A 22,941-nucleotide genomic window follows, 5' to 3' on the forward strand; every position below is an offset into this window, starting at 1 on the left:
TCAGTCTTGGTAAACTTATGCTTCAAGTCGGATATACAGACTCTCCTCCGATCCGGTGTGGAAATGAACTTCTTCCGTTGAACCGTCTGCCTTCGTTAGAGTTCCTGTCAGGATGTCATCACTGTAAAATCCGGTATCGTATGAAAGCTTCTCTATCCAACCATCACGGCAGAAGAAACCCTTCGTGGTCACGATGCGGTCCTCCGGATCCGCATTCATATCAGCTTCGTAATTTACGGTAAGCAGTTCGCGTCCGTTGATCTTTACACTTAAAATATCATCATCGAAAAGCAGTACAACGTCGGCAAGACGTCCTTCGCCGACATACTCATCGCCTGTAAGCGCTGAAGTCCAGTAATACGGCACTTCTCTTTCCTCTCCAAAATCAGATGAGGCTGAGGTGCTGCTCTCTTTACCCGGCTCTGCCTTCGACGCGTTTTCCTTCCAGGTGTCCATACGCTTCACTGCAGATGCCGGAGCATTAACCACACATCCCTCAGGGAAGCTCGGATGCTTCTCATCCTGTCCGTAGTAATCGGCTATGGCACCGGTAAATTCAGCAGACTTGAGCCCTTCGCACTTTCCAAAGGCATCAGGTCCTACACTGCTAATACCGTTTCCGAAGGTAACCTTTGTGATGCCCGCACATCCTGTAAATGCATACTTACCAACATAAGCAAGGCCGTCCGGGAATACCAGTTCTCCCGTTAATCCTTCACAAACGGAAAATGCGCTATCCTTGATATGTGTGAGTGTTTCAGGGAATCCTGCTATGGAAGTAAAGCCATTGCAGGCTGAAAATGCAGCCTGACCTATGGAAATAAGTCCTGAAGGAAGCTTCAAAGCACCGGTAAAAGCAGTCCCACCAAAAGCATGGTCACCGATAACCAGCAATGATTCGGGCAGCTCAAGCTCACCGGTAAGACTATTGCATCCCCTGAAGCATCCGGAACAGATGTATTCCAGATTTTTCGGAAGCTTAAGCGAAGTGATGCACTCATCTCCTTCAAAGGCATTGTTCTCCATAAGCTTCAGGCTGTCGGGAAGCACCACCGAACCTTTAAGTCTTTTCATATAGGATAGTCCACCGTTTCCTATATGCTCAAGTCCCTTAGGCAAAGTTAATGTTCCATCAAAGCCGCATCCACAGAACGCGTGGAAATCGATATCTTTAACACTGTTCGGAATCACAAGATCACCGGTGAAATTCTCGCAATGGTTAAAGCAGGAGTACTCAATCTTTTCAAGATTTGCAGGCAGCTTCAGTTTCCCGTCAAAGCCGCACTCGCTGAAAACCCAGTCTCCCATGGAAGTCACAGAATCCGGAATGATCAGATCTCCTCTCAGTTTTCGGGCTCTTATAAAAGCACATCTTCCTATGGTTTCTAGACCCTCCGGCAGTTCCAGAGTGCCTTCAGCATTTTCGAAGTCTGCAAATGCTTCCGCTCCGATCGTCTTCAAAGACTTCGACAGTTTGATACCTGTAAATCCCTTGCAGCGCGTAAAGGCATAGTCGCCCACTATCTCCACAGAATCCGGAATCGTAAGAACACCTGTCAGTCCCTCACAACCGTAAAATGCGAACTCGCCTATGGTTTTCAAGGTACTTGGCAGCACCAGTTCACCGGTAAGGTTTTGGTTCGAATAAAATGCGTTTCTCACGATGGACGTAATTCCTTCGCCGATGACAAGCTTTTTAATCTTATAATCCGACCACATGAACTTCTCCGCATCCATCTCTCCGGTACCTGAGAAAGTCAGAGTTTTGGTTGATTTATCGTAAGTCCAGGTTATATTCTCACCGCAGGTGCCTGTTTCCCCCTTGGTCTTTTCACCACCCATGGCCTCCGATCTGCATCCGAATAATCCAAACAACATCATTAACCCCACTAAAATAATCCATACTCGTTTCATCCCACATTGTTCCTTCCTTAAACATGAAACACCGGTTATCTATAAGAAATATTCTACCATAATCTCAGTATTTAACACATATCTCACATCTTATTATATATACATTTATCCGTGTCCTGTTCACCGCAGAGGATTTCTATCCAAGATCTTTCTCTCTTAGGGACATTTCAGGCATCTGCCTTAATATTTGTCAGTATTTTGCCGATTGACTATAATGGGAAGTAACTAAATATTTGAATATGATGGGAGGTATCTAATGTTCAGAAAAATAATGAAAACAATTGCCGCGACTGCGCTTGTGGCAGCTGCATTATCAGCAACTTCTTTTGCCGGACAATGGCTGCAGTATGGCTCAGACTGGTACTATCAGCAGGATGACGGGTCCAATGCAAAAAACCAGTGGGTAGGGAACTACTATTTAGGAAGCGACGGAATCATGTACACGAGTTCATGGACTCCCGACGGATACTATGTTGACGCCAGTGGTAAATGGGACGGAAGACCCTCTGTAAACACCGGAACCACACAAGAGCCCGTGAATACCATAGGACAGTATATTTACAACAGTCCCCTGGTAGCTGATATGATCAACACTGACGAAATAACCTGGAGTTATGGCGGAACCCCGGTACAGATCATCCAAAGCAACGATACGGCCTTTTACGACAGGGGTACCTACTATGAGATACCTAACTGTGATGTATTGGGAGCTTACTATGATGAGTATGGTGAGCATGGCTATTACACTCTGGTTACAGGCCCAATTTACGTAAGAAAGAACGCTACGGTTAATAAATATGACTATAATACCGGCGCTACAATCACTATAACCGCCGAGCAGGTTGTACAGCAGTACGGTTCACTCTATGAAGGTGGATATATTTCACTGTGCACCATTGGTTGTGCTACTTCTTTCGATGCCAATGGCTATATCACAAAGCTGTCGGTTCATGCCTTTGAATAACTCGTAATCCACCGGGAACGAAGCGGATTACCAAATGAACAATATAAAAAGAGCGAGGATGAAACTTTTTGACGGTTTCATCCCCGCTCTCTCGTTTTTATGCCGCAGGAGCCAGGGCTTCATCTACCCCGACTTTCTTTGTAACACTGTCGCCATAAATAGTTGTCCAGTCATTCTTCATGGAAACCGGAATCCAGTTATTTTCGGCACAGCTCTGGTACATGGCATTGGCCTTATCAAGGTTACCGTTTTCGCGATCCAGATCATCACAGCAAAGCATAAAGGCAAGGCTCTTGTACGGATTTTCGGTAATGGTGTACATAGCCATGCTGGCATCGCTCATGGTATTGCCAAAAGAAAGTACCGGCTGCACTCCTATCTCCTGAATGATGGCAGTTGTTTTGTTCATGTTAACATTCCCTCTCAGGAATTGACCTCCAAGAACAATTTTGTCCTTACCGGTAAATGTATAGCTCAAACCATCCTCATCCTCCTGTCCGGTGGCAACAACGCTTTCGTCAGTACCGATTATCTGACGCATGGGAACATTAAGAGGAGAATTCTTCACAATGCTTCGAACTATAAATCTGTCGGATCCGCTCACAACATAAACGGTGAAATCATTGGCCTGAAGATACTCAACTATCTGAAGCATGGGGAGATACCAGGCGTCTCCACGGAGAAGCCCGTTGTAACTCGGCATGGGGAGCTGCTTGTAATTCTGAATATAGGCATCAAATTCTTCCAAAGTCATGCCGGCAAATGAAGACGCTATACTCTTGGCAATGTCCATAGGAAGGTTATTTGCTTTTTTACCTTTTTCGTTAAGATCAACTATCTTCTGAGCGGTAGCTTTTTCAAACTTTTTCGCCCTGTAACAATCGTCCTCAAAAACACGATAAACCAGCAGGTTGTACCAAAAGTAGTTCGGATCTGTCTCGCAGAATAATGTTCCGTCAAAGTCAAAAACCGCTATACGTCGATCTACCGGTATGAAATTCGGACTGCTCTCGTCTGTAATGTCAGACATATAGGATATAAGCTGCTGCTTCGTCAGAGCTGAATCTGTCCAGTAGCTAAGCATACTGTTGCCGGTTTCAACCGCCATTTCTGCTGCAGAAAGCTCAACCGGTGCTTCTGTTTCGGGAACTGTTTCACCAATGGTCTCCACCACTTCTGCCATTGTTTCTTCTATTGTATTTGCCGGTGTTTCTTCGGCCACCGTACGGGACTTAAGCTTGCTGTTTATAAGTGTGACCATGGCAACTGTCAGAGCTATCGTTACCGCGATGAGCACTATGGCTATATATTTCCATACTATAGATGTACTGTTTTCTCGTTCCAATGTTAACCCCCTGATGATCAGTGAACTTGAATTGTTGATTCCCTGTATTGAAATCGATAACTGAATTATAGCATGATAGAGGCGCTAAAAGTTGATACTTTAGCTTTTTTAATCACCTTTTTTCCATTATATAGTAGCCATCAGATACGCCATCAGGATCGTTATGTGTATGAATAATAATTTTACGATCAGAAATAACATATATTTCAACCGGACCAGGACCATCAGGATAATAATATTCCTTGACGAATGTTTCATCCATTCTGTATGTACCATATGATTTTTGTGTCAAATAACCACTGATGACTTGATCTTTGTTCATGAATATCATATAGAACAAGCCATCTCCGTTATATGTATGTGTTATTCTTATTAAATCAAAACCATATGTTATTTTTTCTTTACTGGATGGCTGACCGCAAAAAGCAAGGTATTCCGTACCTGATGTAAAAAAATATGAACCGGTCTGTATATTTTCGGATAAGCCATTAGGAGCAACAACTTTAGTCTCAACATAACCGTCATTTGGATAGTCCGAATGAGTAGAGGATATCCATGCTCCGTTTCTATCGACAACAGACCCATCCGGAGTCACTGAGCTTGTGACCAGATATCCTTTATCATTAAAATAATAGCACTCTGCTACATAATCCGAATCAACATCCAGCCACTCCCAACAGGAAACAGGATAGGTACCATTTCCATAATCATACCTCCATCCATGGTTGTCCTTTTTCCATGCTCCTGCATTAGCTATAAACGATGCCATAACAGAGATTACAAATGTTATGAATAATATTTTTTTCATACAACTCCTTTTTAAAATATCAGTATACATAATCCCAAATATTAAAACTTATATCTGTTAATGATTGTGTGCCTTCTGCAACATCAAGGCTTGTCGCATAGGTATATCCCGAATTACGATCAATATAATAATAAAATTGAGCAGCTGTATATGATCTGAACTTGAAAACGATTTCATTTTCATCACTATCTACTAAATCCCAGTACCAAGTTGCATCTTGATAATATTCTTCTTTTAAATGAGGCATATATTCATACATATAATTTTCAAATGCCTTTTCTGCCTGCTCATCCGTTATTTTTCTTTGTTCACTGCCGTCCTTTTCTACGGTCATTTTGTCAGGATCTACGGCATCAACAGGCGTCGCTCCGTCAGTCTCTTCCATCCGCTCAATAATATTATATTCACTCTCATCAAGATTTATCACGTAGGTAGCGGTCTTGTGTTCACCCTCATATCCGCTTTTGCCTACAGCATAGTACTCGATGGTATATTCTCCATTTTTATCTAAGTTAATGGGGGATGAATATTGGGTTTCATTATCACCTCCGGATACTTTATAGAAAATCTCGCTTCCTTCTGATGAAGACATGGAAAGTGTCACAGGGTCGGTATAGGTTCCGGAACTCTTAGACAAAGTAACCTCAGGGTTTACATTCGAAAGAACCCCGGATATCTTTTGGTTTTCCGGCAACAGATTTACAGCTTCCTGAAGGAATTCTACCTCTTTATCGATGTCACCGCTTTTTTCATATGTGTTGGCAAGAAGGACGTATAGATTTTCATTTTTCGGATCTATCTCCAGCATCTTCCGCAAAGTAAGTATTGCTTCGTCATAGTTTTCTTCTGCAATGTGCTTGTTGGCAGTCTTAAGCATTCGCCTGATACGCTGCGTCGGAAGATTAAAATATACCAGCATCCCGGCAAGCGCTACCAGAAGGATTCCTGTCAAAACAGAAATGATTATAATTGGATTTGATTTCTTTTCCATATGATCCCCTATTATTTTCTTTCCCACTAATCTAATTCAGTTTTATATATCCCTTCAATTCATTCCAAATATTAACTGAACAAACAACTGAATTATACCATGATAAGAGCCCTTAAAAGTAACATCCCAGAATAATTTTTTAATACATTAGACTGCAGCATAACTCAATCTGATAATATTTTTGATGCAGTGCGTGGTAAGTGGTCTCGACCTATAAAATAAAACAAATCAGGCTGCCGATTGACAGCCTGATTTAAACTAAATTAGCCTGAGATGATTGTCCTTAATGTAATATGACGAGATATTTTTAATTATCTTTTTACCATTACATAGTAATCATCCGATACACCATCCGGAGAGTTACATGAATGAATTACAATTTTGCTATCAGAAATCACGGATATTTCAACAGGATTTTCAAAAAAATAATTATTATCGACAAGGGTACTATTAATCATATCGTATATTCCATATGATTTTTGTATCAAATCTCCACGCATGATTTTATGTCCGTCCATGAATAACTCATAGACCATGCTACCTCCATAATACGAAATTCTTATCGAATCATATGCATAAGTTATTCTTTGTTTATAAGACGGTTGATTCAAAAGAGCAATGTACTCTGTACCTGAAGTAAAATAGTATGTACCTGTCTGTAAATTCCCTGATAAGCCATTCGGAGCAACAACTTTAGTCTCAACATAACCATCATTTGGAACCTCTCGATTAACTATAGATATCCATGCACCGTTTCTGTCTACAACAGATCCATCCGGAGTTATCGAGCTCGTGACCAGATACCCTTTATCATTAAAATAATAACACTCCGCTATATAATCTGAATCAGAATCTATCCACTGCCAACAGGAAGCAGGATAGGTTCCGTTTCCGTAATCATACCACCATCCAATGCTGTCCTTTTTCCATACGCCTGCATTAGCCATAAATGCCATCAAAACAGAGATTATAAATGTTGTGAATAATAGTTTTTTCATACGCTTCTCCTGCTTAATTATCAATATAAATAATCCCAAAGATTAAAACTTCTGTCTGTTAATGTCTCTATACCTTCGGCAACATCATATCTTGTTACATAGGTATATCCTGAATAACGATCAATATAATAATAAGATTGAGCACCTGTAGGGGCTTTGAACCTAATAACGATCGGATTTTCACCACTTGTTTCGTTATCCCAATAACTATTTGTACCATGTAAATCACCCAAGTATGCATACAAATAATTCTGGAATGCCCTTTCTGCCTGCTCATCAGTTAATCTTCTGGTTGTGTTTGAATTTGTATTTGTTGTACGGGCAACATTCTTTGTTTGAACTCTTCCATTATCAACCCAGGCGCCGTTACTATTAACTTCATAGCCATCAGGTGATACTGTATCAACAAGCAGATAACCCTTTTTATTAAAATAATAACATTCCGCCACACCGTCGTTGTTTCCATCAATCCAGTCCCAGGTTGAAGCAGGATAAGTTCCGTTTCCGTAATCATACCACCACCCAGTGTTGTTCTTTTTCCATGTTCCTGCATTTGCAGCAAATGATGCCAGAACAGAAATAACCAATGTAGCGATAAATAAGCGTTTCTTCATAACTTCCTCCTTAGTTTTACTACCCACATGATCTATATTATAGACCTAATAATCAACTCCGAGTAGAATTAATAATGTTTTTTACTTGATATGTTTACTATACACCTTTATTTCATTTCGGTTTTCCGGGAATCTGTAGTTTCTGGCCACCAACGTTTGAATTCAAAAAATCACTATCTATATATATTTTTTTACCTGTTGCTCCTGGCAGATCTATTTTTATAGATTTAATTCTCAAAATCAAATATTCGGGCTGCTTCGATCGCAGCCCGAACAATTGTCACTATTATGGTTATTATTCTATTTTGAAGATCAGATCTCCATCCGATTGCATGTATATTGCTTAGCTTGTGCAGTACCAGAGAAAGCTTCTGCCATCTCCAGTATTGTCTAAACGAAGGATACTATCCTGAGAGCTGAGACCAAAGTTGTAATTGTATGTCGAGCAATCTGATATAGGAATTTCATAGCCGGGTCCGGCGGGGTCGAGACAATATATTGTTCCGTTAGAGATTCTTGTAACAAATACAGCATGAGATTTATTACCATTTGAACTGTCATAAAGGTATAAAACTACACCTTCAGGATGCGCTGAAAGAGTACTAGCCAGATTATTATAACGCATATTTCCGACACCACTTCCTACACTATTGTTCTTAATTGAAGCGTCATCAGAAGTGAATGAAATATTACCATACGTTCCACTCCATGCCATCCCGTACGAACTCCAATAGTTATTCTTAAGTCCTGAAAGGGAGATGCCATTTGGATCTTCACACCTGCGGATTGCTCTTGATCTCAGCATCATTGCAACAGCAGTCGCTGTACAGTCATTATTGGTTTCCTGATGAAGATAGATTGATGAAATGTCTCCGGTACCACTACTGCTTGTCTGCCCACTTGATGATGAACTTCCGGATCTGTCTTCTGCATAATCATTCCCGTCAGATGCCTTGCCTTTCTTCTTAAGCACACCTTTTTTGTTTGACTTATATATATAGCCATTATATGTTATTTCATAATTTTCGAGTAACGGACCTTCTTCTGAAGCATAATACATTGGTTCTCCGGTACTATCCTTAATGATCAGTTTATTCCATGCAAGCGTATATGTTTCATGTGTATTTCCGTCTTCATCATGATAACCCGGGCACCAGAAGAAATAATACTTATTATCTCCATCAACATTTCTGCAATAGCCCTTGGCAAGTTTTCCATTCTTATTCATGTACGTCCAGGCTCCATCTGCATTTTTCACCCATCCACTCTGCCCGGCCATCGCAACCATTTCAGGTCCGATGAAACAGCTAAGCACAATCGAAAGGACCAAAAAAATTCTTGCTATAACTTTTTTCATATCATTTTCTCCATTTCTTCTTGATATTATTGTTTACTGATAGTTTTAAATAACTGTTAAACAGCATAATCATTATTTATGTTACAGTTTTCGCGAAATCTGTTTTTTTAAGTTTTGCATTAATATAAAGTGATAAACAACCATTCTTAAATGTGAGTTTTAATCAATAGTACTGCTTGACTTTGTTTATGTTTTCAATTGCGCTTACCTTTAAGTCGAATTTCAGGTTTGATTTTAGTATCGAGCAGACAGCATTGGATAAATTAATGTAAATATTATTGAAATCTTTTGTAGTCGCAGTTTTGAGATGGTCTGTTTTCTCGTAAATATCGATTGCCTTTTTTATATAGCCATCAGTACATTCCAGTTGTTCACTTGTAAGATTAATGCTTGAAGGATCCATATATTTTCTTTTAAAGATTTTTACCACCTCCTATTCGTATTAATTAGAACATCATGATATTTTTATATTTTGGAAACCGGTTCTGTAACAATTGTTATGTTCATATAGTAGCATGCATTATTTTTCGAGTTTTCCGGAAATCTGTACTTTCCTTTTAATCATTCCTCAATGATCTGTATTCTCTATAGTATCGGTTTCAAAAGAAGTGTATAATAAAGCCATATAAATCTTAAAAATCGAAAAAACCACAATAAAAATAAGGGGAGATCATAACCATGGGATTATATACAGAAGGAATCACTTATTCCTATTTATTTCCAAAAAAAGTAGAAGAAATGATTGATACCACTCGTGATATAGAAAACATGTCTCCTGACGCCGGTGCAGAAGCCTGGAAAAAACTTCTCGAAGATTTTTCAAGCGAGTATGCAATATCATCGAAATTTGCCTTAATGCGTATTTTTTATGCCAGATTGCTTGGCAATGAAGAACTCGGTGAGGTTGTAAATTATAAAGCAGGAGATAAAACCTACGAATTATGTGCGCCCACAGTGAAGCAGGCAGAGGCATTTACCAGATTCAATCTGAGTCATTTTGCTGAATATCTAAACGAAGTGGCATCTGATCGTATTTTAGATTCATCAGATAAAGAATCATGTTCAAAACTAATTGATATAGCATTAAAAAGGACTCGTTCTCTGACATTGATCACAAAAGAAGAGGCTTTGAGACTGGGACATTATCTCGGATTAGATCTTTTGGAAATGTCATGGTTCCTGAACAGAGTTTTTGTTTTAGATGAGAGTTTTAATTTCAAATTGTCTGATGATATCATAGATGCCTATGTTTTCATCAATAATGACAGTTGCCGAAAGGCCATAGAATTAAAAGAACGATATAAACAATCGAAGAAAAATACAATTACTGATTCAGCTCCTGACGATAAACCTGATGGATTCACTGAACATATCGAACCAGATTTAAAGGAGAAAATCGATTATTGGAAGAAAAACTCACCTGAGAAGATAGATGATTGTTTTATCGAATGGTTAGTTGACAATTCAGCATATTTAGACAAGCCTTCCGGAACAGCCACAGCCATATACAGAGACATTTTTGTATATATTTATAACATTTGCACTACAACACATAATATTCCGTCCTCAGATGAATTTGCTGATAACATGATAAAAATAGCAAACCGTACTTACAAACCATCAGAAGATCAGCGGGATTTATTGTATGATGGAAGTCAGATATCTCCGGACAAATGTGCAAATATTTCCGGTGCAGCAATGACAACAATAAAAGAAATATTCACAGACACAGACGACAGGCAACAGGCATGGCGCTGGGTTGGTGCTTCATTTACCGGCAGAGCCCAGCTAAAAGATGTACACCTCGATGGAAAAGGAACAGGTTCCCTACTGGAATCTTTGCTAATGGGAAAAACTTATGTCAACAAACAGGATATACTTATTCTATTATGGAACGGATTCTGTTTATGCTGGGATAATGAATGGTCTTTAAAAGATCCTGAAGACATTTGTGAAACGATCGCCGCCTTAATGGAAACCGCAAATGTAGTTCTGGAAAAATCATATTTAACCGGTTTTTATCCACCTCATCCAATGGAGCAGGTAATGATGAGATCTATTATCAGCGCTCATGTAGATGGAACTCAGTCTCCAGGCTTTTCATATTCTGTAATATGTAATAGCCTTAAGAACAATTAAATATTAGTTATTATGACAATATATTATGAAACCCGGATTGTTTAACATAAACAATCCGGGTTTCAATTTCATTTATTCCTGGAATCTTTAATTGCTAAACGATCACATCTGCACGCTTCCCGGTTTATTTGTTTATACGCTCCTTTGCTTTTTCTATTATATCGTCAATAGAATATCTTTTAAATTTGCCTAACTCATTATTAATATTATTCACAATAAATACATCGTTCGTTTTATCATACCCATTACAATGCTTAATATTACCAATCACTCCATAATCAGAGTCCAGTACATTTAATATTATTACATCAGAACCGATTTTCAGAACTGTATTGGAATCATCAATATGAGTCCATTCACAGTCACTATTCTCCCAAATACTTTGAGTCAGGTATTCACTTAAATCATAAGTACCTAAATTCTCTCCTGTTTCTATATCAAATCTGTAAAGGATCTTATCTGTTGTAAGTGCCATTAGTAAATGATCATCATAGCTAAACTCTAAATCAACGAGTTTTTCATAAATATCCTTTACTTCTATTGATTGCTTTTTTTGTCCGTCATTTAAGTAAATATCAATAGTACCTTCTTTTAACACAGAAAACATAGTTCCTTTTTCATTCCACTTAAAACTTTTATTTAAAATAATTTTTTCATCAAGATTTAAGATATGATCCATTTTTGATGTATTAACATTTAAAAGATACAGGTCATAACTGTCTTGTTCTTTATTTTTTGTTACATCACGACTTATGATAAGCATATTTTCACCATTATTATCAACAGCAAAAGAAACATCCTTATAGTTTTCCCAGTCTATATCCGTTTCTAAACTGCTGATCATCATTATTTTTTCTAAATCAGGATCCCACATATAAAATTCATAAATATATTTATTGTTTTTGTAGTGCGTAATTGAAAAAATATACTTACCGTTTACATTAACGACCTGCTCCATTGGTTTTGAGGTTTCGGAATCTATTACGATATTGCTCTTTTCCCCGTTTCTTAAATTAAATTTAAATATGGATCCATTTGATTTATTAAGGCTAAACAGATAAGCATTTTCATCAGAATGCTTTATATACGGATAATATATATAACCATTTGGAGCTTCAATTGTATATTGCTTTTCGTTGAATAACTCATATAATTTTATTTTTCCATTATTTTTATAGCTTTCTTGTATAATCAATCCATTACTTAATTCCGGAGAATATGTATTATCAATATCTTCCATTTTTATCGGAGTAATCATTTTATCGAAGCAATTCTCAATTCTCCTTACCACCTTATTATTATCATTTTGTATAACATAAAATACATCGTTATTATAACGTATTTTTTTAATCCCCTCCGGCAAACTCTTATCACTATGTACATTCTTTTCATACAATGATATAGTTTGTTGTTTTCCATCAGATGTAAAAACGATTAACCGATTCGGAGTACCGGTCGGATCCATGGAAATAACATTATCTGTCATTATCCATTGATTAATGATTTCTCCTGTACCATAGTTTAAAAGCCTGATTTCATTACCAAAAGACAGCAGTAACAGATTATTGTCATACCGAACAGTTAAGAGTTGCTGATCATCTGATAATTGTGCATAAGAAAAAGAGCTGTTCCATAACACCTGATTTAAATCAAGATTATATCCATATACTTCATAACTCTTATCAGTAGAACTTACATTAACTTCGTGATTAGAAAAAACAGCTGTAGTACTTGATCCATCAGGCTTAGATAATATTACAGTATTCTGATCTAAAAGTCTGATATGTGACAACACTCCTATTTGAGGATTTTTTACATCGTAATTTGAATCATTTAAATCAACTACCAGTATACTTGTATTTACATTTTCAGAATAATATTTATCGTAGTCTGTCTGATTGGAAAATGCAGCATAATCAGGGACCTGATTTTGGAAGATAAGATTAACAGCCACCTTCGAACCTTCAGGGCTGATAGCAATATCATTTCCATAAATGTATACTCCATCGGTTTTATACTGAATTGAATTAATCTTTTTTCCTGTCTCAATATCCAACTCCACAACTTCATTGGCAGTAAAACAAACAACACTATTATGATTCAAATTGATTGTATATTTTAAGAAGCTGGCCAAAGGACTATTATTAATTACATCCGACAAGGAAAATGCTTCGTAAGTCCAATCATATTTGGAAGTTTTAAAATTATAAAAACATATCTTATTGATTTCATTAAAGATGATATGTTCATCATCATATTGTACAATATTTGAATTTGGGCTTGACGGAACTGTATTTACTTTTTCTCCACTTTTGGAATTCCAAATGTCTATTCCACTGTTCGTATTCATAAATAAGTATTCGTTTTTATTATCTATTATAAAATCATAGATATAATCTTCCTCTGAATATTTTTTTGTCACTTGATAATTCTCTTCATTTTGTTGATATAAATTCAATGATTTACTCAAAACATTCAATGCCAGAGCATTATCAGGTTTTTCTATACCATCTTTATCAAGTGCCTCCAAAGCTGTCTCAATTGCTTTATCTATTTCTCCCGCTTCGTACTGTTCCTGTGCCAGCTTGGAAAGATATTGATCGTTATGTATAGCTGATTGTCTTCTTTCATTTTTTATTTCCGTATTTTGTTTAAACGCATAAAACAGAAATAAAGAAAGCGTACAAATAACCAACAGACTTGCTTTAATAACCAATTTCTGTATATATCGCTGCTGTCTGTTTTTCAATGTATCATATGTTGTATTCAACATAGGAGCAGCAATTCTATAGACTGTATCCTTTTTTATTATTTTTAGAATTGAATTTAGACTGTCTCCTTTAGCATTCGGGGCATAAAGCTCATCATATTCTATTCCGGTATTTTTATCATGATATTTCTGAATCTTTACTGGAAAAGATTCCTCTGGTTCTCCATCTATTAAAACCGGCAATATGTGCGAACGATCATGAGTTTCTAAAAACGTATCAATTTCTTTATTCACCCATATACTTTTAGGTGTTTCTTTACTGCAGACAACTATAAGATATTTGGAATTTTTCAGAGCATAATCAATGTTTTCTTCCAAAGAACCCGCAGACAATTCACCATCATCAATAAAGACTCGTTTAAAGGGTCTCCTATCCTTGGATACATCTTTGGAAGCAACGAAATGCTCCAGTTCTTCCTGCAGTTTTTTTGCAGCAGCACTATCGATTTCATTATGTTTATAACAGATAAATGCATCATAATACACGGCTTTTAAACCGGCATTTCTGGGAACCACCGCTTCCTTAAGAGCCGTAACATCTTTAAGAGCTTCATCAGCTTTCTGATATCTCTTATCTGGTTCTTTCTCAAGAAATCGCGCAATAATATATTGCAGCTGATCCTGAAGGTGTTTAGGACATTTTATAAGCCTTAATTTTCTGACGGTAAGATATTTGCCGTCGTTGACACTCAGCAATTCTGTCTGATCATAAACATTTCCGGTCAACATATACAGCAATAAACAACCGACAGAATATAGGTCGGTTGCCTGAGTTAATTTTATAATATTGCCTTCTGTCAAAAACAGTTCCGGAGCCCGGAAACCCGGAGTTGAAAATATATGTTCTTTGTCAACGGAAACTGTTTTTTCATTTTCATCAAGCTTTAAAGATGAACCAAAATCAATTATATTGATGAGATCGGATCCATCATCTATAGATCCCTGTATAATTATATTACCGGCCTGTATATCAAGATGCAGATATGATGCTTCATGTATCTCTCTAAGCGCAAATAATATCTGCTGAGTTATATGAAGAGCCTTAAAAAGATCAATACGCCTATATTCTTCCAGATATGTTGCCAATGAATAGCCCTTGTTATCCAATGATTCCATAACCGTCATGCAGTTATTGATTCTGTGCCATTCACCATCGGAAAAACATATATCAACTCTCATAGATGCGTCAATCGACGGAACGATCCTTGAAGAGGTTTTATAAATCGCTGCAGATTTTGAATTTTCAGAAAGCAGATTCTTTTTCGCCGATTCAAGATACTCTATGGCTTTATCATCTTCTGTATTACAAATTATCTCACCGCTATCTGAACGTATAATGAGAGGTGAATATGGAAAACATTCTTTTAAAGCATACTGAAACTCTTTGCTTACATATTCACTGTTTTGTTCAATCATTTCTATGACCGGATATATGATTCCTCCGCCGCCATAACCAATGGGATCACCGGTCACTTTATATATACGACCTGAATTAAATCTTATAAGAGTACCTATATCTAAAGCTTTACGTTCCAACACTCTGATTTCCCCCCCAATTTACATTTTTCCTTCTTCAGAATACCTTAGAATGTAATTTTAATCATTTTGCTTTCTATAATGTTGTCACTAAATAAATTATTTGTTTCATATATATGGAAACGAAATTCAGCTTCCTTGATTTCATTAATATTATTATCATACAAATCAGTACTTAAAAAATATATCGCGCTAATTGAGTGTTTTCCCGGTGTGACCTCAGTTGAAAAAGTAGGATCAATCTTTATTCCATTGATGGTGGTATTACGTAGTTGAGTAGTCAGGTTCTTTTCGGTTGTATTTTCTATATATACTTTAATAAACTCTTTTCCAAAAATAGCACTATCTTCTTCACCCAATCCTTTTATGACAATTTTTACTCCATCTTCATCAAAAGCAACTTTTCCTGTATCATCAAACTCATAATCATAACTATCCGCAAGTGAAGTTTTTATCCTGACAAGTGATGGATCAAATATTTCAAGATAGGTTGACGGGTTAAGCACATTCAGGTTAAATTCAATATCTGCTATGGAACTGATACCCAATTTTTCCATTTCTTTATCCGAAAAAGTGATTGCAGAATATGTTTTTTGACCTTTCAGAACATAGGGACTGTCTTTAACACTCACCATATAACCGTTAATAGATAGACTTTTTGCCATAATGAGAACATCTTCATCTGATTCATTCTCAATCAAAACATTAAGGCATGGTCCATTCCATCCCGATTTTTCAAGCCCTTTAGCGGTGATCCTGAGTCCTCCCTGATCAAAAATCACCTGTTCTTCTATGGTTTCATCTGACTTTGATTCTTCAGTTACCGCCTCTGTTACACCTTCACTTGAAACTTCTTTTTTAATATCCTCAGAATCATCTGAATTTATATTCTCCCCAAAATTGGAATCTGAAAAATCCAAATGAATAACATCTCCCTCATCATTTGAAGATTTTTCATTAATGTCACTCTCCGACACCTCAGATGATTCTGCAATCTTAATCTCTTTAGTTTTAACCTCTTTTCCTGCTTGTGTTTCTGTTTTATTTCCACAACCGGAAAATAGTGTGATACATACTATTCCTGCCAAAGCCCCTGCTATAATTCTCTTTTTCATAAGCCCCCCTGATTCAGTTTCATTTACCTTCAGAACATTCCCTATAGAAACTGAACAAACAATTGAATTATACCATGCAACATTTCCATACACAAAGAGGAGCTTATGCATCAAAGGATATTGAAATCCCTTGATGCATAAGCTCCTCTATTTTTAGAAACAGTTAATAGTCGATCTCCGCACTCATAAATTAACAACGAAATATGAATAATCCGTGACTATCCGCCAAAGTATTCATCAAGAATCAACATTAGCCATTTCCTGCTTTCAGATTCCTTATCTCTGAATTTAGATGAATTGGAATAATCGTAATAATCATCGTATATACCTTGAGCATGTTTTTCACTATCTGTCTTTCTTCTAATGTGAGTACATACGTCTTCATATCCTTCCTCATTTTGAAGAGCTATCATATGTTCAGTGTCATCATCATACTCCACATGATATCTGACTCTCTTTACATCCGATGAACTACTCAATCGCTCAGAATAACCGGTTTCTAATTCGGTTAATACGAAAACATTCTGACCATTTTCATTGGCGCCAAGTAATGAATTCTGTTTCGAGCCTAATAAAATCGATACCAAAGGTGCCTGTACATGAAGAGTATCACATTTAGGGACATCCAGATATTCATCTTTAATTGTGTATCCGTAATAAAATTCCTCAGGCCAAAATGTGCCGTTTGCTCTAATATTTGCACCTAACTCAGTCAGATTATCAGCATCAAGAATCCTGACTCTGGCATCACCCATAAAGCCTCCGTCTAAATCCTTACGGGCATTAACATTTACATCTCCTGCGTTCCATGCATACATTGTTTTTCTTTTTTTAACGTTATCTGAAACAGTCATACCTATATGAGAGTCGTTTATTTCATACTGTAAGCTTAGTTCGCCATCAGCCTCCATAAGCAGATAAATATTCAGATAAACACTTATCACACCATCAGCGGATGAAACAGGAATTGGAATACAACCAACCTTGTACATACCTCCCGAATTTATTTCCGCTTCGGAATTCATGCTTATGTTTTTTGCAAAAGCCATTACTTCTGCATAATTTTCGTCATTAACGGGATTTAAAAAATCATAATACCCGCTGATACTTAATCCAAAGTCGGTCAATTTTATATCAGCTTTGAGCCTCCGGCCATCAGAACCCGGATTTATGCTTTCATTTTCTTCGTCAGAATCATAAGAAGAAAAATCCGTTGATTCTTCTGATGTCGCTTCAAAATGCTCAATTCCTGCATCATCTATTGAATACTTGTATTTCTTATTCATATCGCCGGAAGTCAGAGTAATATATGTGGTGACTTTTCCCACTGCTTTATTGTCTTCGCTTGAAACCAACCGATCTTCGGGCAATACAACATTAAACTCGATATCACACTTCTTAATGACATCAGATTCGAGGCCTTTATTTCCCAATAAGTAATTAAAATCTGATGCACCGGAAAATGAAATCGAATCATATATTTCAGATACATTCTGAACTTTTTCCAGGCGGATGCTGTATCCCCCTGCTCCATCGTCATTTAATTCCTGAATATATCCGGCCTGTGAAACTCCATATTCATTTGTAAACTTAATGACTGTTCCCGGTTCAGGAATGTTCCCTTCGATGCCTGCAGTCATAGTCTGTGATTCGGCATCATAATCTGATATGTTCCATTTGTCTGCATCTACGATTTCCGACTTGGTTTTTACCTTGAAGTAATCCGGATAATAATCCGGATTACTATACAAGTCCATGGCCTTAACCATGATTTCGTTACCTTTTTTCTTCGTAATAAACCCTTTAAGGTCTTTCTCTTCCAGAAGACCGTATTTCACTGCCAGATCAATTTTGGCCTGAGTATCCAGATCTTCATCTGTTAATTGTGACAGCTTCTTATCTCCTATTGCATTCATTGCAGTTATAGCCGCATACTCTCCGGTAACCAGACTCCCGACACGGTATCGATATCCATCATCTGATATATTTTTTTCACCAAAGCAATCCATAAGCTTGGAATCCCAGGTTTCTTTTTCAACCGGTCCTTCAGTTATCAAATTTTCAAACTTAATAAATGCTGATGCGAGATTACCAACCTTTACTGCAAAAATGCAAATTATAACAAGCCAAACAATCCCTTTAAATATTTTTTGCCACCGTTCACTCATTTATTAACCCTTACCCGTTTTTTATATTTCAAATCCACTTCAACACTCCTCAGAAAATATGTCTAAAGACAGCATTATTCGAAATCAATTATCTTTTGACTCGCCCATCCCGTCATACTCATGTCATCATCAATATATATTTCGTACCATATACTTCCTGATGATGTCACCTCCTGGTTCCCGGTTGAAATAAATTTCTCACCTTGTACACCACTTTTCACTACATCATAATCCGTTCCCGGACCTGATCTTATATTTCCGGATTTTACAGTTATGATCATGGTTTCTCCTACAGGTTTTTCAATCTCGGTTGATGTTTCAGTTTCTTCCTCACTTTCATCGCGATAAGAAAAGTCTCTTTCTGTTACCTCTGGTTCCTTATAGAAGTATCCGGTAGTTTTACTCAACTTTCTTAAGCCGACAGGGGTAAAGATAATTATGGCAATCAGTGAAATGAGACATACCATGTTCATGAAAACTTTACCCATCTTATTTTTGAAGAAGAGGTTTTTCTGTGAGTTATACTGGTTCTCTGTCTTTTTCTCCAATTTCATGAAAATATTCTGAAATGTTCTTTCATGACCTCCCCAGTCGAATCGCTTGTTAAAGTCACTTGCAAATTCCGAGATGAACACTGAAACACAAAACGGCAACAGCAAATATAATGAAGCCAGCAATGTTATTAAAATGAGTGAGTTTTGTACAGTTTCTGTAGCTGTTCTTCCAACCATCCCGTAACCGCCAAGGTATTCAAGCCATTGCTTCTTGAAAAAGAGCTTTCTGAGTATGAGTAAGTTATCAAAACCAATCTTTGGTAAAAGCCAGCTTTCCAACAGGAACAATATCACAGCTAAAGGCATGGCAAACCGATGTAATTCTGTAAAAACTGCCTTAGCCACTTCGAACACAAAGTAAACCGCAAATATCGGCCAGTATAAAAGCCAATGAATGATCATTGCTCCCAAAGGTACTTTTTTCTTTCTGTTCAGTCCGAGTTTCTCGTCTATACCTTTCAGGATCTTATTTTGCTTGGCTTTCTTCTCAGCTCTATTAAGGATAGAACTAATTCCGCTATCATTAATCCTAAAGTTTTTATGAATGAGATTATAGTAATTAAGGATAAAATCAGTATCATCTCTGAAGGAATATTCCCTTTTTGCGACATTTACAATTCCCTTTACAGTTTTAGGTTTCATGTCATAAAAAGCAAACATATAGGGAGTGAGATTGGGATACTTTATCAAAAGTTTAAATTCTAAAAAGTTATCTTTTACATCTCGATAACTACCGATCGTCTTCAAAAGATTAAATAAGTCTACCAGTGGAACATACTCAGTGCCTCTGTCTTGCCTTAAGGTATAGACTTCATTTGATTTTGAATTCATGATTTCCGTGTACTGTTCAATACTGCCTATTTCTTCCATGCCCAGGAAATCAAATAAATTATCCCGGATTCCAGGATAACGCTGACATATCTCATCACTTTTGCCGGATTCACGGAACTTATCAAAAGCTTTTCTGATCTTCAGTATGGTCGCTTTTTCAAAAAGGTTGACAATCAACGGATCTGCATCATTTTTCTTATTACCTTCGATGTCATCAGCCGCTCCTTCGTTGCCGTAGTTTTCTTCTTTGCCCAGACCAAGAACTCTCATTTCCTTGCTGAGCATTTCGATTATAGCCTTCCTGTTTTTTCTTTCGGATTGATAATAGTCAAAAAAGAAGTCTACATCCTCTTTCTTTATTTTTTTGGTTGTGGCAACCAACTCGAAATATTCTTTTGCAAATTCTGTAGAACCACCTGATGACGAGGCTCCACCACCACCGGCACCGGAGGATTTATTATAATAACCAAAAACCTCCTTACGTAGTTTTGCATCTTTCAGCACAGCTTCATATTTATCAGCTTTATTCAAACGGGCTCTATCTCTTTCTGCATTTCTTTCATTGGCTCCGTTGATGCTTGTTGTCCATCTTTTCCTTGTATCCTGAATCTTTACTTCTAGATCCTGAGAAGAAATATCAGGACTTTCAATCTTATAGAGTTTAAAAATATTATCCTGGGAAATATCGAAGCCATATTTATCCAGGATTTTATTCTGTATATCAGCCATCGTTCCCCCTACAATTTATCTATGCGATTGATTAACGATTTTAACATTCTTGCATACTGTTTTTCACATGTTTCTGCGATCCAATCCAAAATGGATGAAACAGCTCCTGCCAATAAAGAAACCAGGCTAACCATGAGCCCAAAAATCATAAATCCTAATCCACCTACAAGGACGATAAAGATCACCAATGCAACAGCGAACATAAGAAATGAGCCAAGAACAGCGAAAAATCCTTCAGTTATGATGCCCTGTATTGTCGAACACAGCATATATATTGCAAGTTCAACCAATCCAACCAATACTCCTAAAGCAATAAGATTTACAAGCGTAGTTAATAAGGCATTGAACGCCGAAGCCAATGCCTTAAAAATAACGCCGAGTATAAAAAAGAGTATTGCAAAAGCAGCGCACCAGAAAATCCCAAATGCTACCAACTCTTTTCCTCCTTATTCGATTGTTGCAGAATTCATTCTCATGGATGCGCTTCTCATTTCGTCATCTGTCATCTGGTTGGAAAGCTGGAAAGTAGTATCAAGTCTTGAATGGTACAGCTGTTCCTCCGCAACTATATGGAGAATACCTGAATTGTCAAGTGCCAGAGTCTGGATAACCGGTGTTCCCTGTGGAACCCCTCTGTTGAATTTCATGTCGATAACCGTTATGGGTTCCCTATCTTCAATATCCATAACATTATCTGTACTTCTGCTTTCATAAATCTTCAGACTCAAAGCAGACTGGTTATTGCTTACTGTATAAAAAGTTTCCGTTTTTGTTGCAGGCAGCTTATCATTGATCATAAGCATATTGAAGATTTTAAGGGCATCATTTTCGTCAAGTGCGGCGATTCCATAAGTTCTGGACAACACATTTGTGATATTGATCCTCATTTCACCGACTCCGGCACCACCGAATCTGGCATACTTCTGATCAAGTTCTCCCGTAACAAGATTATCTTCCTTAAGTTCATCTACAGTCTTTCCTGACTTTGCTGCTTCAACAGCTACGAAATCATTATAAGCCTTCTCGTTATTTGCATAGATTGCGGCACCTTTTGCTACGGCCTCATCAGGATCAGCAAGAACCGGCGTAACCCCATAATCTTTTTCAATCATAGCGGCCACCTGAGGCATCTTGGATGAACCTCCTACCAGGAGAACCTTGTCTATCTTGTTAATAGGATATCCCTGTTTTTCAGCTGTTTTCAGAACGTCATCAAGGAGATTCTTTGTTCTGTTCAGAAGATCACTTGTTAATTCCTCATACTTCTCACGTGTTAACTCTTCTCGGAATCTTCCTGCCGGCCCGTTCACGGAAATATTAACCTTTTCTCTGGAGGTTAATGCTTTCTTCCAGGTTTCAACGTCTACATATAAGGACGCGATAGTCTCAGGATCCTCAGAAAGATCCTCACCATTTTCTTCCTCATAGCGCTGTATTACATAATCCATGAGAGCTTCATCCCAGTCCTTACCGCCAAGCTGATCGTCACCGCCTGTACATACAACCGAAATGTCACTTCCCGCAATACTCATAACCGTAATATCGAAGGTTCCTCCACCAAGGTCATATACAAGGACAGTTTCGTTCTTATCATTGCCGGAAACTCCGTAACTGATTGCGGCAGCTGTCGGCTCGTTTATGATGTTAAGAACATTCAATCCTGCCAGTTCACCGGCAGCTTTGGTTGCCTGCCTTTCATTCATACCGAAATAAGCCGGGCATGTAATAACTACATCCTTAACAGACTCTCCATCTTTCAGCACTCCGGTCTGCCTGAGTTCTTCGTTTGCGTCATTTACAATCTTCTTCAGAATCATTGACGAAATCTCAGGGGCATGGTATGTAGTTCCATTGAGAACAACTGTATCGTTCTCTTTACCCATCTTACGCTTAATGAACTGAACTGTCTTATCCGGCTCCATCTCGATGGATCTTTTTGCTTCTGTACCTACAATAATATTGTTTTCCGACTCCACCATAACAACAGAAGGAGTTGTATGATCCCCATCACTGTTTTTGAGAACTACAGCCTTTCCATACTCATCGATATATGAAATGCATGAATATGTTGTTCCTAAATCAATTCCAAATACGTAACTCATTACTAT

At 37.5% G+C, this 22,941-nt stretch carries 16 protein-coding genes; 2 read left to right on the plus strand and 14 right to left on the minus strand.

Annotated features, from left to right (window positions below):
* Positions 1 to 15 precede the first annotated feature (15 nt).
* A complete protein-coding gene (locus T357_RS0101065; RefSeq protein WP_081827990.1) occupies positions 16 to 1,914 on the minus strand; it encodes a leucine-rich repeat domain-containing protein in 1,899 nt (632 codons plus the stop codon).
* 256 nt (positions 1,915 to 2,170) lie between these two features.
* On the opposite strand from T357_RS0101065, the gene T357_RS21635 reads away from it, so the two are divergent.
* Entirely contained in the window at positions 2,171 to 2,878 is a 708-nt protein-coding gene (locus tag T357_RS21635) for a hypothetical protein (protein ID WP_031547738.1), read from the plus strand.
* A 97-nt stretch (positions 2,879 to 2,975) separates the two neighbouring features.
* Here the strand turns inward: T357_RS21635 and T357_RS0101080 are convergent, their stop codons facing one another.
* The 7 genes from T357_RS0101080 to T357_RS0101110 all read right to left on the minus strand — a co-directional run bounded on the left by T357_RS0101080 (position 2,976) and on the right by T357_RS0101110 (position 9,394).
* The gene (locus tag T357_RS0101080) at positions 2,976 to 4,223 is read right to left on the minus strand and encodes an HAD family hydrolase (RefSeq protein WP_049962187.1); all 1,248 of its coding nucleotides are present in this window, start codon (positions 4,221 to 4,223) and stop codon (positions 2,976 to 2,978) included.
* Positions 4,224 to 4,335: 112 nt separating this feature from the next.
* On the minus strand, positions 4,336 to 5,031 hold the full coding sequence (locus tag T357_RS19810; protein ID WP_049962188.1) for a hypothetical protein: 696 nt from the start codon (positions 5,029 to 5,031) through the stop codon (positions 4,336 to 4,338).
* Between the two features lie 19 nt (positions 5,032 to 5,050).
* Positions 5,051 to 6,022 (minus strand): tetratricopeptide repeat protein, encoded by a 972-nt coding sequence (locus tag T357_RS0101090; RefSeq protein WP_031547745.1) that lies wholly within the window; start codon positions 6,020 to 6,022, stop codon positions 5,051 to 5,053.
* A gap of 311 nt (positions 6,023 to 6,333) precedes the next feature.
* A complete protein-coding gene (locus T357_RS19815; protein ID WP_049962189.1) occupies positions 6,334 to 7,020 on the minus strand; it encodes a hypothetical protein in 687 nt (228 codons plus the stop codon).
* A gap of 20 nt (positions 7,021 to 7,040) precedes the next feature.
* Entirely contained in the window at positions 7,041 to 7,634 is a 594-nt protein-coding gene (locus T357_RS21640; protein WP_049962190.1) for a hypothetical protein, read from the minus strand.
* Positions 7,635 to 7,977: 343 nt separating this feature from the next.
* Positions 7,978 to 8,991, minus strand: coding sequence for a hypothetical protein (locus tag T357_RS0101105; RefSeq protein WP_031547751.1), 1,014 nt, complete (start codon positions 8,989 to 8,991; stop codon positions 7,978 to 7,980).
* 163 nt (positions 8,992 to 9,154) lie between these two features.
* Positions 9,155 to 9,394 (minus strand): hypothetical protein, encoded by a 240-nt coding sequence (locus T357_RS0101110; protein ID WP_031547753.1) that lies wholly within the window; start codon positions 9,392 to 9,394, stop codon positions 9,155 to 9,157.
* 275 nt (positions 9,395 to 9,669) lie between these two features.
* On the opposite strand from T357_RS0101110, the gene T357_RS0101115 reads away from it, so the two are divergent.
* Complete coding sequence (locus T357_RS0101115) at positions 9,670 to 11,130, plus strand: hypothetical protein (RefSeq protein ID WP_031547755.1); 1,461 nt, start codon at positions 9,670 to 9,672, stop codon at positions 11,128 to 11,130.
* A 124-nt stretch (positions 11,131 to 11,254) separates the two neighbouring features.
* Here the strand turns inward: T357_RS0101115 and T357_RS0101120 are convergent, their stop codons facing one another.
* The 6 genes from T357_RS0101120 to T357_RS0101145 all read right to left on the minus strand — a co-directional run bounded on the left by T357_RS0101120 (position 11,255) and on the right by T357_RS0101145 (position 22,935).
* Complete coding sequence (locus T357_RS0101120) at positions 11,255 to 15,439, minus strand: protein kinase domain-containing protein (RefSeq protein ID WP_031547761.1); 4,185 nt, start codon at positions 15,437 to 15,439, stop codon at positions 11,255 to 11,257.
* A gap of 44 nt (positions 15,440 to 15,483) precedes the next feature.
* Positions 15,484 to 16,551, minus strand: coding sequence for a hypothetical protein (locus tag T357_RS0101125; protein ID WP_155991175.1), 1,068 nt, complete (start codon positions 16,549 to 16,551; stop codon positions 15,484 to 15,486).
* A gap of 218 nt (positions 16,552 to 16,769) precedes the next feature.
* Positions 16,770 to 18,719 carry a hypothetical protein gene (locus T357_RS0101130; RefSeq protein WP_031547765.1) on the minus strand — a complete coding sequence of 650 codons (1,950 nt, stop codon included), beginning with the start codon at positions 18,717 to 18,719 and terminating at the stop codon, positions 16,770 to 16,772.
* 74 nt (positions 18,720 to 18,793) lie between these two features.
* On the minus strand, positions 18,794 to 20,833 hold the full coding sequence (locus tag T357_RS0101135) for an SH3 domain-containing protein (RefSeq protein ID WP_031547767.1): 2,040 nt from the start codon (positions 20,831 to 20,833) through the stop codon (positions 18,794 to 18,796).
* An 8-nt stretch (positions 20,834 to 20,841) separates the two neighbouring features.
* A complete protein-coding gene (locus T357_RS0101140) occupies positions 20,842 to 21,267 on the minus strand; it encodes a hypothetical protein (RefSeq protein WP_031547769.1) in 426 nt (141 codons plus the stop codon).
* A gap of 12 nt (positions 21,268 to 21,279) precedes the next feature.
* Complete coding sequence (locus tag T357_RS0101145) at positions 21,280 to 22,935, minus strand: Hsp70 family protein (protein ID WP_031547771.1); 1,656 nt, start codon at positions 22,933 to 22,935, stop codon at positions 21,280 to 21,282.
* Positions 22,936 to 22,941: the final 6 nt, after the last annotated feature.

Source organism: Oribacterium sp. FC2011, assembly GCF_000701645.1.
Classification (GTDB): Bacteria; Bacillota; Clostridia; order Lachnospirales; family Lachnospiraceae; genus Oribacterium.

Coding starts and splice junctions, on each gene's coding strand:
- T357_RS0101145 (WP_031547771.1), bottom strand. CDS start 22,935: ATGAGTTACGTATTTGGAATTGATTTAGGAACAACATATTCATGCATT.
- T357_RS0101125 (WP_155991175.1), bottom strand. CDS start 16,551: ATGAAAAAGAGAATTATAGCAGGGGCTTTGGCAGGAATAGTATGTATC.
- T357_RS19815 (WP_049962189.1), bottom strand. CDS start 7,020: ATGAAAAAACTATTATTCACAACATTTATAATCTCTGTTTTGATGGCA.
- T357_RS21635 (WP_031547738.1), top strand. CDS start 2,171: ATGTTCAGAAAAATAATGAAAACAATTGCCGCGACTGCGCTTGTGGCA.
- T357_RS21640 (WP_049962190.1), bottom strand. CDS start 7,634: ATGAAGAAACGCTTATTTATCGCTACATTGGTTATTTCTGTTCTGGCA.
- T357_RS0101135 (WP_031547767.1), bottom strand. CDS start 20,833: ATGGCTGATATACAGAATAAAATCCTGGATAAATATGGCTTCGATATT.
- T357_RS0101110 (WP_031547753.1), bottom strand. CDS start 9,394: ATGGATCCTTCAAGCATTAATCTTACAAGTGAACAACTGGAATGTACT.
- T357_RS0101065 (WP_081827990.1), bottom strand. CDS start 1,914: ATGAAACGAGTATGGATTATTTTAGTGGGGTTAATGATGTTGTTTGGA.
- T357_RS19810 (WP_049962188.1), bottom strand. CDS start 5,031: ATGAAAAAAATATTATTCATAACATTTGTAATCTCTGTTATGGCATCG.
- T357_RS0101105 (WP_031547751.1), bottom strand. CDS start 8,991: ATGAAAAAAGTTATAGCAAGAATTTTTTTGGTCCTTTCGATTGTGCTT.
- T357_RS0101090 (WP_031547745.1), bottom strand. CDS start 6,022: ATGGAAAAGAAATCAAATCCAATTATAATCATTTCTGTTTTGACAGGA.
- T357_RS0101115 (WP_031547755.1), top strand. CDS start 9,670: ATGGGATTATATACAGAAGGAATCACTTATTCCTATTTATTTCCAAAA.
- T357_RS0101130 (WP_031547765.1), bottom strand. CDS start 18,719: ATGAGTGAACGGTGGCAAAAAATATTTAAAGGGATTGTTTGGCTTGTT.